General features: G+C 64.0%; 14 protein-coding genes. 6 read left to right on the forward strand and 8 right to left on the reverse strand.

Features of this window, described 5'->3' with window-relative positions:
• Positions 1-324: 324 nt before the first annotated feature.
• Complete coding sequence (locus tag OB905_02765; protein MCU4924907.1) at positions 325-1,290, forward strand: transcription initiation factor IIB; 966 nt, start codon at positions 325-327, stop codon at positions 1,288-1,290.
• Positions 1,291-1,325: 35 nt separating this feature from the next.
• Here the strand turns inward: OB905_02765 and OB905_02770 are convergent, their stop codons facing one another.
• The gene (locus OB905_02770) at positions 1,326-1,502 is read right to left on the reverse strand and encodes a hypothetical protein (protein MCU4924908.1); all 177 of its coding nucleotides are present in this window, start codon (positions 1,500-1,502) and stop codon (positions 1,326-1,328) included.
• Positions 1,503-1,559: 57 nt separating this feature from the next.
• Entirely contained in the window at positions 1,560-3,290 is a 1,731-nt protein-coding gene (locus OB905_02775; protein ID MCU4924909.1) for a methyl-accepting chemotaxis protein, read from the reverse strand.
• A gap of 155 nt (positions 3,291-3,445) precedes the next feature.
• Here OB905_02775 and OB905_02780 point away from each other — a divergent pair, with 155 nt between their 5' ends.
• On the forward strand, positions 3,446-5,344 hold the full coding sequence (locus OB905_02780) for a helicase-related protein (GenBank protein ID MCU4924910.1): 1,899 nt from the start codon (positions 3,446-3,448) through the stop codon (positions 5,342-5,344).
• A gap of 150 nt (positions 5,345-5,494) precedes the next feature.
• Positions 5,495-7,924, forward strand: a complete 2,430-nt coding sequence (locus tag OB905_02785) for a DUF87 domain-containing protein (GenBank protein ID MCU4924911.1) — start codon at positions 5,495-5,497, stop codon at positions 7,922-7,924.
• Here the strand turns inward: OB905_02785 and OB905_02790 are convergent.
• Positions 7,921-9,039 carry a DegT/DnrJ/EryC1/StrS family aminotransferase gene (locus OB905_02790; GenBank protein MCU4924912.1) on the reverse strand — a complete coding sequence of 373 codons (1,119 nt, stop codon included), beginning with the start codon at positions 9,037-9,039 and terminating at the stop codon, positions 7,921-7,923. The two genes, OB905_02785 and OB905_02790, sit on opposite strands and share 4 nt — an antisense overlap.
• 253 nt (positions 9,040-9,292) lie before the next feature.
• Between OB905_02790 and OB905_02795 the strand changes: the two genes are divergently transcribed.
• Together OB905_02795 and OB905_02800 are read left to right on the forward strand one after the other, a co-directional pair.
• Complete coding sequence (locus OB905_02795) at positions 9,293-10,909, forward strand: alkaline phosphatase family protein (GenBank protein ID MCU4924913.1); 1,617 nt, start codon at positions 9,293-9,295, stop codon at positions 10,907-10,909.
• A 2-nt stretch (positions 10,910-10,911) separates the two neighbouring features.
• A complete protein-coding gene (locus OB905_02800; GenBank protein ID MCU4924914.1) occupies positions 10,912-11,922 on the forward strand; it encodes a GNAT family N-acetyltransferase in 1,011 nt (336 codons plus the stop codon).
• Positions 11,923-12,002: 80 nt separating this feature from the next.
• On the opposite strand, the gene OB905_02805 is transcribed toward OB905_02800, so the two are convergent.
• From OB905_02805 to OB905_02815, 3 genes are all read right to left on the reverse strand, one after another.
• The gene (locus OB905_02805; GenBank protein ID MCU4924915.1) at positions 12,003-12,359 is read right to left on the reverse strand and encodes a type II toxin-antitoxin system PemK/MazF family toxin; all 357 of its coding nucleotides are present in this window, start codon (positions 12,357-12,359) and stop codon (positions 12,003-12,005) included.
• Positions 12,360-12,629, reverse strand: coding sequence for an AbrB/MazE/SpoVT family DNA-binding domain-containing protein (locus OB905_02810; protein MCU4924916.1), 270 nt, complete (start codon positions 12,627-12,629; stop codon positions 12,360-12,362).
• Positions 12,630-12,697: 68 nt separating this feature from the next.
• On the reverse strand, positions 12,698-12,949 hold the full coding sequence (locus OB905_02815) for a MarR family winged helix-turn-helix transcriptional regulator (protein MCU4924917.1): 252 nt from the start codon (positions 12,947-12,949) through the stop codon (positions 12,698-12,700).
• A 204-nt stretch (positions 12,950-13,153) separates the two neighbouring features.
• Between OB905_02815 and glmM the strand changes: the two genes are divergently transcribed.
• Complete coding sequence (gene glmM, locus OB905_02820) at positions 13,154-14,470, forward strand: phosphoglucosamine mutase (GenBank protein ID MCU4924918.1); 1,317 nt, start codon at positions 13,154-13,156, stop codon at positions 14,468-14,470.
• Between the two features lie 52 nt (positions 14,471-14,522).
• On the opposite strand, the gene OB905_02825 is transcribed toward glmM, so the two are convergent.
• Positions 14,523-14,732: a hypothetical protein gene (locus OB905_02825; GenBank protein ID MCU4924919.1), complete on the reverse strand. Its 210-nt coding sequence runs from the start codon at positions 14,730-14,732 to the stop codon at positions 14,523-14,525.
• A gap of 179 nt (positions 14,733-14,911) precedes the next feature.
• Positions 14,912-16,726, reverse strand: coding sequence for a glutamine--fructose-6-phosphate transaminase (isomerizing) (glmS, locus tag OB905_02830; GenBank protein MCU4924920.1), 1,815 nt, complete (start codon positions 16,724-16,726; stop codon positions 14,912-14,914).
• Between the last annotated feature and the right edge of the window lie 99 nt (positions 16,727-16,825).

The following is a 16,825-nucleotide window of genomic DNA, read 5'->3' on the forward strand; positions in this document are numbered from 1 at the left end:
TATAAACCACCCCGACGGTTCGGCGTCGAAAGGTGTGTTTATGCGTGGAAGACTGGATTTACTCCAGCCAAATCGTAACATTCAGCAACCATTTTCTCACCACGAACTGTGTGGGCTGAGCGGTGACAACCGTGGTCGATTGACTGTGGCGAGCCAGCGTTGTGAGGAGACTACTACTGAAACGCGCTTCCGGTGAAAACGGTTCGCTCACCGCCCCAGTATCGCCCCGAGAACGTGGCTTGTGGGATCTGTCTCAGTAAGTCGCGGTTTCCGCCGAAACCATGTGACCCCCTTACAGTGGCGGGATGGCTCTCTCACATACCGATGAGCCGGTCCAGTATCGAATACGCCAGACGAGAGCCAGCGGAGACAGACGCCGATTCACGGGAGGAGCGGTGCCCGGATTGCGAGACGGCGACGATTATCCAGGACCCCGATCGCGGTGAGCGCGTCTGCCGGGACTGCGGGCTCGTGTTGAGTACCGATCCGATCGATTACGGTCCAGAGTGGCGGGCGTTCACCGCCAAAGAGCACGACGACCTCTCTCGCGTGGGCGCGCCCCTCACGCAGTCGATGCACGACAGGGGCCTGACGACCACCATCGACTGGAGGAATCGGGACGCGAACGGCCACACGATGTCTGCGAAGAAACACGGACAGCTCCACCGACTGCGGATCTGGCAGGAGCGAATCCGGACCAAAAACGCCGGCGAGCGCAATCTGAAGTACGCGCTGTCCGAGATCGACCGCATGGCGAGTGCGCTCGGCGTTCCGAAGCCGGTCAAAGAGACCGCGAGTGTCATCTATCGTCGAGCGCTCGACTGTGACCTCATTCGGGGGCGCTCCATCGAGGGGGTCGCCACCAGCGCTCTCTACACCGCTTGCCGGAAGGAGGGCATTCCGCGAAGCTTAGAGGAGGTAACCGGCGTCGCCCGCGTCGATCAACGCGAGATCGGCCGTACCTACCGCTACATCGCCGACGAACTCGACATCAACCTAGAGCCGACGAACCCACGGCAGTTCGTCCCTCGATTTTGCTCCGAACTCGACGTTGGCGCTGACGTAGAGGGGCGAGCGATCGAGATCATCGACGAGACCACAGCCGAGGGGCTTCACTCCGGAAAGTCGCCAACGGGCTTTGCTGCTGCGGCGATCTACGCTGCCGGATTACTCTGTAACGAAACGATTCCCCAACGCGAAGTCGCAGAGACAGCCCAGACGACCGTCGTCACTGTCAGAAATAGATACCGAGAACAGCTCGAAGCGATCGGTGAGTCACCGGCCGCCTGAGCTGGGATCTGGGTGTGCCTGCCGAACCGATCTGGTTACATGATCGAGCGCTCGTCCTCGCCGTATACCTCCTCGTTGACCAGCGCGTGGAGATTTCCGTACGGGACGAACGCGATGAACGCGTCCGACTCGTCGTAAAGTTCGAGCCCCTCCTCGCTCCGCTCGTAGCGCTCGCAGATGATCTGTCCTTCGGGAAGAATAGCACGGAACATGCGACTTACCTACGCGCTCCGAGCCTAAATAGACTGGACTCCGTCACTGATGTCGTGTCAGTTCGTGACTGTGAACTGATCTAGCTGCCCGGTAAGCTCGGTCGCCGTCTGGGAGAGTGACTGGGCTGCATTCGAGATCTCAGCCACCGTCGCCGCCTGCTCCTGGGCGGCTGCGGCAACGTTGCTCGTTTCCTGAAGCGTCTGTTCGCTTTGTTCGGTCGCCTCGTCGACCATCGAGACGACTTCCTGACTGGTTCGGGCCTGTTCGTCGGTCGCGTCGTTGATCGACTGGACGCCGTCGTTTGCCTCCTGAACGCGCTCTGCAATCTCTTTGAGCACCGAGAGACTCTCTTCTATCGTCTCGGCACCGTCGGCGACGTCGGCTTGCATCTGACGAATCTCGTCGACAGTTTCTGTCGCAGACGCCTGCACGTCACGAACGATCTCGTCGACTTCCTTGGTCGACTTGCTCGTCTCCTCAGAGAGCGCTTTGACCTCGTTTGCGACGACGGTAAAGCCACTTCCGTCGACGCCGGCGCGGGCGGCCTCGATCGAGGCGTTGACCGCGAGCAGGTTCGTTTCCTCGGCGATCTCGTCGATCACGTCGACGATCTCGCTGACCTCGTCCAGTTCGCGCTCGAGGGTCTCGATTCGCCCGACGAGTGACGCTGACTGCTGCTCGATGCGCTCGAGTTCGGCGACGGCGTCGCTTGCTGTTTCGCGGCCGTTTCGCGCTCGCTCTGAGGCCCGCTGTGAGACCTCCGCGACACCGTCGGCGGTCGCGGCGATCTCTTCGATCGTCGCCGAGAGGTCGCTCATCTCGCCAAACACCTCCTCGAACCGATCGTTCTGCCGATCGGTGACAGCCGAGATTTGCTCGGCAGACTGGCTGACTTCCGCGCTTGCGTGTTCCATCTCGGTAACGCTGGTTGAGACCTCGGCGCCGACCTCGTCGACCTCCTCGGCGAGCGTCTGCACCTCACGAAGCGTCGCTTCGACGTCGTCGAGCATGGTGTTTACCCCGTCGGCGATTTCGCACATCGCCTCGTGGTCGCTTTCGATCTCGACGCGGTCGGTGAAGTTGCCGTCGGCACATTGGCGGAGCACGGCTCGGACCCGCTCGGCATCCGCCTCGAGGGCGGCGTTTCGCTGTTCGACAGCTTCGCGCTGGCTGTCGATCCGCTGGCGGCTCGTTTCGAGGTCGTCGATTCGCTCCTGTAGTCGGGTCTGCATCCCTGCGAGCGACTCGCCGAACTCACCGGGCACCGGTTCGTCAAGCACCGATGCCTCGAACTCTTCGCGTGCGAGCGCGTCGGCCTGCCTCGAGACGGTGGTCAGATACTCGTACATCGTGACGAACGAGCGCTCGAGATCGCCGGTTTCGTCGACCTGGTCGCTTGCATCTGGCCGAGATTCGAGCTGACCGTTCGCGATCATCTCTGCGGTCTCCCGGAGTCCGTCGAGTGGTTCGATGATGTCCCGTCTCGCGATCAGAATCGTACTTCCGAACGCGATCACCGCGAGAACGAACACGACACCAGTGAGGACGATCTGTGCCGTCGGAAAGACCGAAAACGCTTCCCTGGGTCCGAGGAAGGCAAGCGGCAACGCAAACACGGCGAGCGTCGCCAGAAACTGGAGCAACACCGCCATCGTCATCTTCCGCTCGACGCTTTCACTGACGCCGAGCAGATCCATCGCTCGCCAGAGCGCAGACTCGTACCGACCGCGGATCGATCGCCAACCGACAGTGCCTGACTCGACCTGTCCGGTTGTGTGTGTAGCCATACAGAATACGGGTTCCGTCGATCGCTTAAATACGACGGCAGTTCCCACCCGACAAAAGCCACGGGTAGCGATCGTCGCTGTCGTCATCGCAGGACGGTTCCAGCGGCGATGGACGAGCGTAATCGGTTTACCCGAACCGCCGTTAGCCCCTGTCAGTGACCGACGACCGCCCTTCGTCCCCCGTCGAAAAGACACCATCCAACCCCGACGAACCCACGCCCGACGAATCGGCCCAGGAGGAGCCGCCAGCTGACGCGTTCACCGTCGCCGACTTCCACGACGCGAGCGAGCACGCGGGACGCCCGGTTCTCACGGCGAGCACCGTCGCCCAGGCCCTCGAGATTCCCCACGAGGCGGCGAGCGACCATCTCGACCGGTTGACACAGCACGGTGAGCTACAGCGACTCTCGGTCTCGACCGATCCCGTCGTCTGGTACCCGAGCGAACTCGAGGACCTCACCGAGCGCGAGCGGGTCGTCGTCTTTCCGAAGCGCCGCGAGATCGTTGTCGACCGGCCCGCCCAGTTTACCCGAGCGCAGCTCTCGCAGTTCGCTCACCTCGAAGAGACCAACGGCGAGGACGGGTACCGGTACGTCGTCCGTCCTGAGGACGTCTGGCAAGCGCCCCACGACGACTTCGAGAGTCTCCTGCGGACGGTTCGACAGGCACTTGGCCAGCGATCGGACGAACTCGAGGAGTGGATCGAGAGCCAGTGGGACCGGGCTCGCCAGTTCCGGCTGCTGACCCACTCCGACGGCTACACCGTCCTCGAGGCTCGTAGCCCCGAGATCATGGGCAACGTCGCACAGGAAAAACTCGACGAGGAGCACCTCCACGCGCCGATCTCCGAGACCGAAGCCTGGGTCCGCGAGGGGGCAGAAGCCGCGATCAAGCGCGTGCTCTACGAGGCGGGGTACCCAGTTCGAGACGATCGCGAACTCGAGGGTGGCGAGGAACTGTCGGTCTCTCTGGAAGTCTCCCTGCGGGACTACCAGCGAACGTGGGTCGACCGCTTCGCCGAGGCCGGCGAGGGCGTCTTCGTCGGCCCGCCGGGCAGCGGGAAGACGATCGCCGCGATGGGGGCGATCGCCCACGTCGGCGGCGAAACGCTGATTCTGGTCCCGAGCCGCGATCTGGCCAGACAGTGGAACGAGGAGTTACTCGCCCGAACCAGCCTCGAACCCGAACAGATCGGCCAGTACCACGGCGGCCGCAAGGAGGTCCGCCCGGTCACGATCGCGACCTACCAGATTGCCGGGATGGACCGCCACCGCAGTCTCTTCGACGACCGCGAGTGGGGGCTGGTCGTCTTCGACGAGTGCCAACACGTTCCAAGCGACGTCTACCGACGCAGCACGCACCTCCAGTCCCGGCACCGACTGGGGCTGTCAGCGAGTCCCATCCGCGAGGATGACCGCGAAGCCGAGATCTTCACGCTCGTCGGCCCGCCGATCGGCACCGACTGGGAGGCGCTGTTCGAGGCCGGCTTCGTCGCCGAACCCGAACTCGAGATCCGGTACGTGCCGTGGGGTGACGAGGACGAACAGAACGCCTACGGCTCCGCGGAGGGTCGAGAAAAGTACCGAATCGCTGCCCAGAACCGGGGGAAAATCGACGACGTTCGGTACCTGTTGTCCGCCCACCCCGACTCGCGGGCGCTCGTCTTCGTCGACTACCTCGATCAGGGCCGAGAGATCGCTGCGGCCCTCGACGCCCCCTTCCTCTCCGGTGAGACGCCCCACCACGAGCGTCGGCGACTGCTCGAGCGGTTCAGACAGGGCGAACTGGATCAGCTCGTCGTCTCTCGCGTCGGCGACGAGGGGATCGACCTACCCACTGCCGACCTGGCGATCGTCGCCTCCGGCCTGGGCGGCTCACGTCGGCAGGGCACCCAGCGGGCGGGCCGGACGATGCGGCCGGCCGGCGGCGCGCTCGTCTACGTGCTCGCGACGCGGGGGACGCGCGAGGAGGAGTTCGCCCGTCGCCAGCTCCAACACCTCGGCAGGCAGGGGATCTCAGTGACCGAGCGGACCCTCGACGATCGCGAGGGGTAGCCGGGTCGCTGCTAGGGGATGCTGCCGGGCTCGTCGCGTCGTCTACTCGCTCACCGCCTCACCTCGACATCCAGCTGGAGGCGAATATTCAAGAGGGCGGATTGTCAGTACTGACACAATGAACGAGCGCACGGGAGCGGAGGGGCGTCGATGAGCGACGATCGCGAGATCGTCGTCGGGGAGGCGGCCGACGGCGACGACGTGACCCTTCCGGTCGTCGAACTGCTCACCGGGCGGGGGTTCGTCACGGGCAAGTCGGGGTCGGGAAAGTCAAACACTGCCTCGGTACTCGCCGAAGAACTGCTGGAGGCGGGCTTTCCCCTCCTGATCGTCGACACCGACGGCGAGTACTACGGCCTGAAAGAGGAGTACGAGATGCTCCACGCGGGCGCAGACGAGGAGTGTGACATCCAGATCGGCCCGGAGCACGCAGAACAGATGGCGACGCTCGCCCTCGAGGAGAACGTCCCGATCATCCTCGACGTCTCCGGCTATCTCGACGAGGACGTCGCCGACGAGTTGCTCCGGAAGACGGCCCGACAGCTGTTCGTCAAGGAGAAGAAGCTAAAGAAGCCGTTCTTACTGGTCGTCGAGGAGGTCCACGAGTACATTCCCGAGGGCGGCGGCGTCGGTGAGACGGGCAAGCTACTGATCAAGATCGGCAAGCGCGGGCGCAAGCACGGATTGGGCATTCTAGGCATCAGCCAGCGCCCTGCAGACGTCAAGAAAGACTTCATCACGCAGGCGAACTGGCTGGTTTGGCACCGGCTCACCTGGGATAACGACACGAAGGTGGTCGGCCGGATCATCGACACCGAGTACACCGAACGCGTCTCCGAGCTCGACGACGGTCAGGCGTTCGTCCAGACCGACTGGACCGAGACCGACGTCCGGAAGGTTCAGTTCCGACGCAAGCGCACCTTCGACGCGGGTGCAACGCCCGGCTTGGACGACTTCGAGCGCCCCGAGCTCAAATCCGTCTCCGATGCCCTTGTCGGCGAACTGCAGGAAATCTCGGAACGAAAGCAATCCGAACAGAGCCGAATCGAGGAGCTCGAATCGGAACTCGAGAAACGCGAGCAGCGCATCGCGACCCTAGAGGACAAACTCGCCGCCGCCCGGGACGTCTCGAACGCCGCCGAACAGATGGCCCAGGCGCTGCGCCAGCCCGACACGGTCCAGACCCAGCTTCCCGACGTCGACGAGGAACTTCGCCGACTCCACGACGAGGTCGTCGAACTCGAACGCGAGCGCGACGAGCTCCGCGAGGAGCTGGCCGCGCGTGACGAAGAGATCGAGTCTTTAGAGGAGTCCTTGGAGGAACGAACCAAGATCTTCGAAGAGGAAAACGCCTCCCTGCGCGTGCACGTCGCCGAGCGCGCCGACATCGAGCGCGAACTCGAAGCGCAGATCGCGGAGCTCGAGGGCAAAATCGAGACGCTCACCGAAGAAAGCGAGTGGATGGCACAAGCAAGCGCTCACCTCTCCGAGCGACTCGGCCGTCGGCGAGAACGGATCGCAGAACTCGAGTCGGCCCTCGAGACACAACGCGAGGAGTTCGACGAGGAGCGACGCGAACTCGAGGAGCGAATCGACGCGCTCGAAACGGAGATCGTCACCGATGAGAGCGACGAGCGCCGCGACGGCGAACCCGACGACAACTCCGAGGACGACTCGATCATCGTCAGCGGTGGCGACGAGGTGGCGTTTGGCTACTCACAGATCGACACCGACGCCGACGACGATATTCTCGTTCCGACCGACGACGTCGGCAGCGAGGCGGACCGGTCCAGCGGCGGATCGGAGTCCGGGCCGGCATCCGGTCCGACGGTGAGCACGGAGCATGCCGACGCCGCCGCCGACCGAGACCAAGACGACGAGTCCGGTGGTGACGGGACCGCTGACCGTCCCGCCGAAATCGCGGCTGCGGACGACGAGAGTGTCGAGAAGGCGGTTGTGGACGACGGGAGGGCTGTGAAGTCGGCTTCGGATGACGAGAGTGTCGAGAAAGCGACCGTGGACGACGGGAGGGCCGAAAAAGTGGCTACAGATGAGGAACCTTCCGACGGAGCAATCGGCCCGGGCTCAGTAGACGGTTCGGTGTCGACTGGCGGCTCCGAATCGATCGTCAACTCCGGGAGACCCACTGGTGCTACCGCCTGGGCGGACGCGATCCTCTCGGACGCAACGGACCGTGGTGAGTTCGAGGACAACGGGGCTGTCGACTCCGAGGCCGCACCTGATGGGACCCAAGACGGCGAGGACGACTCTGAGGAGACGCCAGTCTCTGACCCGCCTTCCGGCAGCCCGACGCCCTCGGCGCTGGACGACCGGATAACCGTTGCGGCCGATGGCTCTCGCTGTGATGTCGACACCGCCTACCAGATCGTCGAAACGCTGCACGAAGATGGCGGGGCATCGGCGGAAGCGCTCGCCGGCGACGTCAGCCGCTCACCGATCGCGGTCCAGAGTCTGCTTTCGGAGCTTCGGGTGCGCGGCGTCCTCGACCGGACGGCGTCTGGAACGTACAGCTTAGAAGCCGACGTCCGGGCGTCACTCTCCTCACTACAGGACGACTAACCGCAGAGACGATCGCAGACGGCCTCGATTTCGTCAGGATCGACGTGTTGGTGGACAGGAAGCACCACGACCTCCTCGGAGAGTGAATTGGCGACCTCGTACGTCGGATTTCCGTCAACGCGGTTTGAGAGACGTGGCCAGGTGTGTGCGCCGTCGACGCCACGTCGCTCGAGTTCGGCGAGTAACGTGGTCACGTCGCGTGCGTAGATCGGAAACACCTGTGGACAGATCCCATCAGGAAGCGACTCGACGACCGGTTCGACATCGTCTCTCGACGCGGCGAGGCGCTGCCAGCTCTGGAAGTTCCGTCGCCGTCGGTCGCGAATCGAGCGACGATCGGCATCGGCGAGCACCCGGCGAGTGAGTACCGACATCTGTCGCTTTCCCCCCTCGTACCGGCTGGTGGGCGACGCTGGAACCTCGCCGAGGCCGCTGTCTGCGACGAGCGCGTCGACTGATCGGCGAACCGACGGGTTGCGCTCGAGGGTGTCCTGGACGACGGATTTGAGGAGGAACCGATAATCGTGAAGTCCGAGGCGGTCGCTGACGCCAGCAACCGTCGACGGAGTGAACTGAGCTGCAATCTCGGGGTCGTTTATGTACAGCAGTGCTCCGTTTGGAACCGGCAAGAGCTTCCAGAGACTGGTGATCCCGAGATGGCCGTGGGTACCGAGTAGCTGTCCCTCGTGGACACTGATCGGAGCGTGGGCGTTGTCGTCGACGTGGTAGCAGTCGGCGTCGCTGGCGATTTCGGCAATCGCGTCCAGTTCGGGTTGTGGGAAGCCAAAGTAGTTCACTGAGAGGATGGCACCCGTCTGATCGTCGATCCGGCTCTCTACGTCTGCGAGGTTTGCCCCGAAATCGCGGCGGACGGCGTAGTATCGCGGTTCGAGCCCGAGTTCGCGGATCGGCTCGGCAACGGCGTCGGGGATGTACGACGGCAACAACACGTTCTCGCCACGAGTGGTGACGGTATCGAGCCCATCGCGAAGCGCCACCTTTCCCGAGCCGTAGTAGGTCTTCTCCTCGACGTGGTGGTCGAAAAACGACTCGAAACCGGTCGGTTCCGACGCGGCGAGCGACCAGACCGAAAGTGGTGGCGTGTTGGTGATCATCGGAGGTGACGACGAGGCGGGTACGACGATCCGTTCGTCGTGATCGGACGCCATCGCCACGGATCGTCGATTCGAACCGTTGTTAGGTGGATGGTCCCTTAGTGATGTAGTCGGTACGATCGGTCGAGACTGATAAGGTCGTGCCTACCGGCTTGACGCCGACCCTGCGATTACGTCGCCTGGCCGAGAAGCCACCCCCTATCGTTGCGAAAGCGGTCGCATAACAAAGCCTCGAACGGGCATGTCACCGCCCATGGACAGGACCTCCGATTGTCATCTCCTCCTTGTGGGTATCGATGCGGGGTGTCTCCCGGTTCTCGAGCCGCTGTTCGAGTCCGGCGAGATTCCGACGCTGCAGCGGCTCGTCGAGGACGGGGCAAGTGGCCCCCTCGAATCCCAGATCCCTCCCTGGACGGCCAGCGCGTGGCCATCGATGTACACCGGGAAAAATCCCGGCAAGCACGGCGTGTTCGACTTTCTCTCGTTCGACGGCTACGAGTCGGACGTGGTTAACGCGACTCACGTTCGAGAACGTCCAGTCTGGGAGTTACTCTCCGAGTACGGAATTACGAGTGTCGTGGTAAACGTCCCCGTAACGCACCCTGCACAGTCGTTCGACGGTGCCCTGATTCCCGGGATGACGGCTCCAGAAGACCCCGACTGCCACCCCGATGGACTGCTCGACGACGTTCGCGACGCCTGTGGGGAGTACCGCGTCTACCCGCAGTCCGGACCCGAACCCGAAGCCTCCATCGAGGGCTACGAGCGCACGATCGAACTTCGGGGGTCGGCGTTCCGGTACCTCTGTGATCGCTTTGATCCCGGCTTCGCGTTCGTCCAGTTCCAGCAGACGGACTCGGTCTTTCACGAGCGTCCGGGCGACAAGGAAGCGATCGAGGCGGTCTACCGAGAAGTCGATCGCCAACTCGAGGAAACGCTCGAGACCGTCGACCCCGAGAACGTGATGCTGGTCAGCGACCACGGGATCGGCCCGGTCTCCGGCCACGAGTTCCGGGTCAACGAGTTCTTCCGCGAACGCGGCTACGTAACCGGGCGCAGCGACGGAAACGGCATGCCAGACTGGTCTCAGGCCTGGCGCAACGATCTTCTCGAAGGTGAGGAGGCAAGCGACCAAGAGACAGGGACACTCGAGCACGCGATGAACGTCGCCGCTCGCTTCGGAATCACGACCCAGCGCGTCGCGACCGTCTTAGATCGCGTCGGGCTCAAGGAACCGATCGGACGGCGCGTTCCGGACAGCATGGTCCGGGCTGCAAGCGAACAGGTCGACTTCCCCGAGTCATCGGTGTACGTCCGCTCGAAGAGCGAACTCGGCGTCCGGATCAACCTCGAGGGACGAGAGCCGAACGGACAGGTGCCAGCCGACGAGTACGAGTCGTTCCGCGAAACCGTCATCGAGGAGCTCCGATCCGTCGAGACACCTGACGGCGAGCCCATGTTCGAGGCCGTCGAGCCCCGCGAGACGTACTTCGATGGTCCACACCTCGACAACGGCCCCGACATCCTCACCGTGCCGCGGGCGTTCGATAACGCGATCGTCGCCGATCTCGACGACGCCACGTTCGCCGAGCCGATGGAGCCCTGGAACCACAAGCGAACCGGGATCGTCGCCGCGAGCGGTCCCGCGGTAGACGAGGCCGCCCCGCTCCAGGAGGCGACGATCTTCGATATCGCTCCGACGATCTGCTCACTGTTCGACGTCCCCATCGACGCCGAGATGGACGGCGACGTCCTCCCCGTAGCCGACGCCGGCGAGCGGATGCAGTACCCCGCCTACGCACCGGAGCCGGTGACTGCGACGGACTCGCGTACCGTCGAAGACCGACTCTCTGATCTCGGGTACCTCTAACGATGAGCATCGAAATCGAGACGCTGGATCCGATCGCCGACGCCGACAGGTGGAACCGGTACGTCGAGCGCTCGCCCGCGACGAACCCGTTCTTTCGCGCCGAGGCGCTCTCGCTGCAGGCGGAGGACTCGGGGACGACCCCACACCTTCTCGCCGGCTTCAAAGGCCAGGAGGTCGTGGGGCTGTTCCCGCTGTTCGAGTACTCACGTGGGCCGGTTACCGGCGTCTTCTCGCCGGCGCCGTTCTCGTGGTCGTGTTATCTCGGGCCCGCAATGGCGAACATCGAGAAGCTGAAGCAGCGAAAAGCCGACCGGCGGACCAAGCGCTTTCTGGAGGGCTGTCACGAGTGGATCGAGACGGAGCTCTCGCCGATCTACAGCAAGTTCGTCGCCGCCGAGTTCACCGACGTCAGACCGTTTCGCTGGAACGGGTACAACATCGATCCGGGCTACACGTACATCGTCGACTTAGCGCCCGACGCCGACGACGTCCTAGACCGATTCAGCGGCGACGCCCGGAACAACATCCGGAACGCACCCGAAGACCGCTACGTCGTCGAGGAGGGAACGCTCGCCGACGTCGACCGGATTGTCGATCAGGTCAGAGCGCGCTATGAAAGCCAGGGGCGTTCCTACCAGATGAGCAATTACTTCGCCCGATCGATGTACGAGACCCTTCCCGAGGGGGCGCTCCGGCCGTACGTCTGCCGGATCGACGGCGAGTTCGCCGGTGGCATCCTCGTCGTCGAGTCCGAGACGACCCGCTACCGGTGGCAAGGCGGCGTCAAACCCGACGCAGACGTCGACGTTCCGGTCAACGACGTGTTAGACTGGCAGGTGATGGCCGACGGTATCGAGGACGGGATCGAACGCTACGACCTGGTCGGCGCCGGCGTCCCGAACATCAACCGCTACAAGGCCAAGTTCAACCCGCATCTCGAACATAACTACACGATCACCTCGGGGGAGTTCGGGCTGAACCTGATGATCGACCGGTACCGCAAGATGCGGTAGCGAGGGTGCGGTTTCGTAACAATAATTGCCGAGAGGAGTGTTCTCACCCACCTCGCTGTGGTGCGTACGCAGTAGACGATCTACCACGAGCCGCGCAACCCGAGACTATACTCGAGCGCGGTATCGACCTTCTCCATCCGATCATCGGAGATGGATCCAATGACGGTTTCGATCCGGTGTTCGATCGACACGGTTCGGAGTTGGCTGCACATCGCGACGGAGTCCTCGTGAAGATGACTCTCGTTGGCCGGAACGAGTACTTCGAACGGGTACAATTCGTCGTCGAACGACGTCGTAAACGGGACGACGATCGTCGTGGGTGCGTGTTCGTTCCCGACGTTGTTTTGGACGACGAGACACGGTCGGGTCCCTCGCTGCTCCGATCCCTTCGTTGGGTCGAGTTCGACGATCACGATGTCTCCCCGACGTACCGTCATCTAGTCCCACTCCGGGGCGTCGCCGAGAGACTCGTCGGCCTCCCGTGAAACGCCGTCCATCTCCTCAGAGAGGGCCCGAAGCTGATCGGCCCGCGCGCGGTACCCGTCCGCGAGATCGTCTCGCGTGATCGGTTTCTCGATGACGATCTTCCCCGATTCTTCGCGGATTTCCACCTCGTCGCCGCCGCCGATGTCGAACGCTTCGCGCAGTTCCTTTGGGAGCGTGACCTGTCCGCGATCGCCGACACGTCGTTTCGTTACGTCGACCATACATATTCATACCATATTCATACTTAAAAGCGTATTGGGCGAGCGGGTCCTCGTCCGGCTCAGCCCCCTCACTCCTCGAGCCGGTACACCGACTGGCGTGCATCTCCCATGTGGACCCGGCTCGTCACCAGATCGACGTCCGCTAACTTTCCCAGGGCGTACCGGACGGTCCGCGGGCAGAGTCGAGACGCGGCGACGAGTTCCGCTTGAGTCATCTCGCCTTCCTGCTCTAAAACCTTGTAGACCAGCTTTGGGCTGGGGGAGAGATCGTACACGCGATCCGCCACGGCGTCAGTTGGTTGGGCCATCTCTGAGCTCATGGGTGGGTCTGTCGGCGCTCCACACGTCGGAGCCGCCGATTGCTACTGAATTCCATCCAGAGCCGGCGGTAAGTACGGCCGTGTTCGTTCTCACGTACAGGTTGCGCCTACGGTCTACCCACGCAGGGAGTACGGCTCACGGCCCTCCGTGTTGCTGGTCAGTAATCCGAACATAGTTACCCCCGTCGGCCGAGAGGATCGGATATGTTCGGTACCAGCGGTATTCGCGGACCCGTCGGGACGGAGGTGACGGCGTCGCTCGCGCTCTCGGTCGGCCGAGCGCTGGGCTCGGAGGGGTACGACCGCGTCGTCGTCGGTCGTGACGTCAGAGACAGCGGCGAGATGCTCCTCGACGCGCTCGCGGCTGGCCTCCGGGAGACCGGTGTGGACGTCGTAGACTCCGGTGTGGAGACGACGCCGACGATCGCCCGGGCAGTCGGCTCGGCCGGGGCGGACGCTGGCGTCGTCGTCACGGCCTCGCACAACCCACCGACCGACAACGGAATCAAGCTCTGGCTGCCTTCAGGGAAGGCGTTCGGCCCCGAGGAACGAACGGCGATCGCCTCCCGAATCGAAGCCGAGGAGTACGAGCTCGCCGACTGGGATGGGACCGGCGACCGGTCGCCGCTTCCCGGCGTCCGGGACGATCACGCAGCGGAACTGTCTGGGGCGGTCAGTCTCGACGAGCCACTCGAAGTCGTCGTCGACCTGGGCAACGGGACGGGCCGGATCACCGCGACGACGCTCGCCGACCTCGGCTGTACCGTCCGGACGTTAAACGGGCACCGCGACGGGAGCTTCCCGGGACGGCCAAGCGAGCCGAGCGCCGAGACGCTGGGTACACTCGAGACCGTCGTCGCAGAGACCGGTGCGGATCTCGGCATCGCTCACGACGGCGACGCGGATCGGATGATGGCCGTCGACGAAACCGGCACCTTCGTTCCGAAAGACGTGCTCCTCGCACTGTTTGCCCGACATGCAGCCGGCGAGGGCGATCAGGTCGCAGCACCGGTCGACACCAGCCTCGCCGTCGCCGACGCCCTCGACGCGGTCGGTGCCTCGCTTGTCCGGACGAAGGTGGGCGACGTCTACGTCGCAGAGCGAGCGACCGAGCCGGCAGTCGTCTTCGGCGGCGAACCCAGCGGTGCCTGGATCTGGCCCGAGGAGACGCTCTGTCCGGACGGACCACTCGCAGCGTGTAAGCTCGTCGAACTTGTCGCCGCGTCGGGACCGCTATCGGATCTCGTCGACGGCGTCGAGACGTACCCGATCCGACGCGACGCACTCGAGGTTGCGGACAAAACCGCCGCCCTCGCCGCGGTCGAGGAGACGGTTCGAGCCAAGTACGAGTCGATCGACGCCCGCGACGGTGTCCGCGTCGAAACCGACGACGGGTGGTTCCTGATCCGGGCCAGCGGAACACAGCCACTGGTTCGGCTGACCGCGGAGGCCCGCGACGACACCCGCGCGGACGCGCTACTGGCAGACGCGCGGTCGATCGTTGCCGCTGCTCTCGAGTAAGGAACTCGTCGATTTCGAGTAACCAACGACGCTAATTGAGAGAACTGGCCCGCTACCGACAGTCTTCAGGAATGTAGTCAGAGGTCTTCATCTCTCGGTACGTCGAGCACTCGGGACAGGCGTGGACGACGTTTCGGTTGTCGCCGAAGACGCGGGCGAACTGCTTGGTGACTTGATTGTCGCAGGTGATACAACGGGGGGAAGCGGTCTGTCGGCGAGACGAAATCGGCGTCCACTTCTGGTCGGATGATTCGGTCGACATTACACCCCGAATTGCCACAGTGGACTATTTACTATAGGCTGCATAATCGTCCGTACTGACTCGTTTCGTGACGGTCGTCAGCGCGTCTGCAGTTCTCGAAACTCTCTCGAAATCGAAGGCGTCAGTTCTGCTAGTCGTCGAAATATCATATTTCGTGACCGTAATCGATCGTTTCGACCCTATTCGACGGTCACGCTCTTGGCGAGATTTCGCGGCTTGTCGATCGACCGGCCGAGGAGGTCCGCCGCGTAGTAGGAGACGAGCTGGAGCTGGACGTTTGCGAGCAACCCGGCGACCGTCGGCTCCGTCTCGGGGATCTCGAGGTGGGCATCGGCGACCGCCGTCGCCTCGTGGCCAGGCGGACAGACCGCGATCACGGGAGCACCCCGCGTCTGCGCTTCCTCGGCGTTTTTCAGCGTCTTCTCGTCTTCGACGCCGGTAAAGACCGCAAACACCGGCGTCTCTGGCGTGACCAGCGCCAGCGGTCCGTGTTTGAGCTCACCCGACGCGAAGCCCTCGGCGTGCTCGTAGGTGATCTCTTTGAACTTCAGCGCCCCCTCGAGCGCGACGGGGTAGCCCAGTCCACGACCGATAAAGAAGTACGAACGGCTGTCGTGGTACTGTCGGGCGATCGACTCCGCCTCCGATCGGTCGAGCAGCGCCGAGAGCTGGTCGGGCATCGCAGCGAGCGCTGCGAGCGTCGCCTCGCGCTCGGCGCTTGGCTCGCCCGTCACGTCCGTCTGGATGCGTTCGGCGAGCAGCGAGAGCGCGACCGCCTGCGAGGAGAACGTCTTGGTGGCGGCGACGCCGATCTCCGGCCCGGCTCGGATGAGCAACTGCGCGTCGGCTTTGCGCGTGGCACTCGAGCCAACCACGTTGGTGACGGTCAGCGTCGACGCGCCGGCGTCGTTGGCGCTACGTAGCGCCGAGAGGGTGTCTGCGGTCTCGCCGCTCTGGGTAACAGCGATCACCAGCGTCCCGTCGTCGACGGGCGGAGCGGCGACGGAGTACTCGTTTGCCAGCAGCGCCGTCGCCTTCACGCCGGCCCGGTTGAGCGCGACCGCACCGTAGTAGGCCGCGTGATACGAGGTTCCGCAGGCGACGAGCTGAACGTCCGTGACGTCGGCGAACGCACCTGGCTCGAACCCCTCGAGGGAGATGCCGCCGGTCTCTGGGTTGATTCGGCCTTCGATCGCCTGTGCGATCGACGTCGGCTGTTCTTCGATCTCCTTTCGCATGAAGTGGTCGTAGGCACCCTTCCCGGCCTGTTCGGGGTCCCACTCGACGGTCTCACGCTCTCGGGAGATCTGATTCCCCCCGAGGTCGGTGAACTCGACGCCGTCGGGTTCGACGATGGCGACGTCGCCGTCCTCCAGGTAGACGACGGTGTCCGTGTACTCGAGAAACGCCGGCACGTCGCTGGCCAGGAAGTACTCGCCGTTCTCGATGCCGACGACCAGCGGCGAGCCCTGCCGGGCAGCGTACAGCGTGTGCTCGCCCGAGCGCATCGCCGCGACCGCGTAGTTTCCGTCGAGCTCGTCGACCGCCTTACGGAAGGCCGACTCGGTGTCGAGGCCGGCGTCGACGTAGTGCTGGATGAGGTGGGGGATGACTTCGGTGTCGGTATCGCTCGTGAACTCGTGGCCGACCTCGCGGAGGCGGGATTTGAGGGCGGCGTAGTTCTCGACGATGCCGTTGTGAACCACCGCGATGTCCTCGGTGTGGTCGGTGTGTGGGTGGGCGTTCTCGTCTGTCGGCGGCCCGTGCGTGCTCCAGCGGGTGTGGCCGATGCCGACGGTGCCGTCGAACGGGCTCGTATCGAGCGCTTGCCGGAGCTCCGAGACTTGCCCCGAGCGCTTCTCGACGTCGATTCCGGAGCCGTTCTGGATCGCGACGCCGGCCGAGTCGTAGCCGCGGTACTCGAGGTTTTCGAGGCCGGTCAAAAGCGGCTCGAGTGCGCTTCCGTCACCGACGCGGCCGATAATCCCACACATCAGCTGCTCACCTCGCCGAAGGCAGAGTCGTTCGCGACCGCGTTCGAGCGGTCGCGCCAGCGGAACGAAGGGCCGAGTGAGCCGTACTCGATCATGCAC

The organism is Halobacteria archaeon AArc-dxtr1, assembly GCA_025517425.1.
Lineage (GTDB): Archaea > Halobacteriota > Halobacteria > Halobacteriales > Natrialbaceae > Halostagnicola.

Coding starts and splice junctions, on each gene's coding strand:
- OB905_02765 (MCU4924907.1), top strand. CDS start 325: ATGAGCCGGTCCAGTATCGAATACGCCAGACGAGAGCCAGCGGAGACA.
- OB905_02770 (MCU4924908.1), bottom strand. CDS start 1,502: ATGTTCCGTGCTATTCTTCCCGAAGGACAGATCATCTGCGAGCGCTAC.
- OB905_02775 (MCU4924909.1), bottom strand. CDS start 3,290: ATGGCTACACACACAACCGGACAGGTCGAGTCAGGCACTGTCGGTTGG.
- OB905_02785 (MCU4924911.1), top strand. CDS start 5,495: ATGAGCGACGATCGCGAGATCGTCGTCGGGGAGGCGGCCGACGGCGAC.
- OB905_02790 (MCU4924912.1), bottom strand. CDS start 9,039: ATGATCACCAACACGCCACCACTTTCGGTCTGGTCGCTCGCCGCGTCG.
- OB905_02795 (MCU4924913.1), top strand. CDS start 9,293: ATGGACAGGACCTCCGATTGTCATCTCCTCCTTGTGGGTATCGATGCG.
- OB905_02800 (MCU4924914.1), top strand. CDS start 10,912: ATGAGCATCGAAATCGAGACGCTGGATCCGATCGCCGACGCCGACAGG.
- OB905_02805 (MCU4924915.1), bottom strand. CDS start 12,359: ATGACGGTACGTCGGGGAGACATCGTGATCGTCGAACTCGACCCAACG.
- OB905_02810 (MCU4924916.1), bottom strand. CDS start 12,629: ATGGTCGACGTAACGAAACGACGTGTCGGCGATCGCGGACAGGTCACG.
- OB905_02815 (MCU4924917.1), bottom strand. CDS start 12,949: ATGAGCTCAGAGATGGCCCAACCAACTGACGCCGTGGCGGATCGCGTG.
- glmM (MCU4924918.1), top strand. CDS start 13,154: ATGTTCGGTACCAGCGGTATTCGCGGACCCGTCGGGACGGAGGTGACG.
- OB905_02825 (MCU4924919.1), bottom strand. CDS start 14,732: ATGTCGACCGAATCATCCGACCAGAAGTGGACGCCGATTTCGTCTCGC.
- glmS (MCU4924920.1), bottom strand. CDS start 16,726: ATGTGTGGGATTATCGGCCGCGTCGGTGACGGAAGCGCACTCGAGCCG.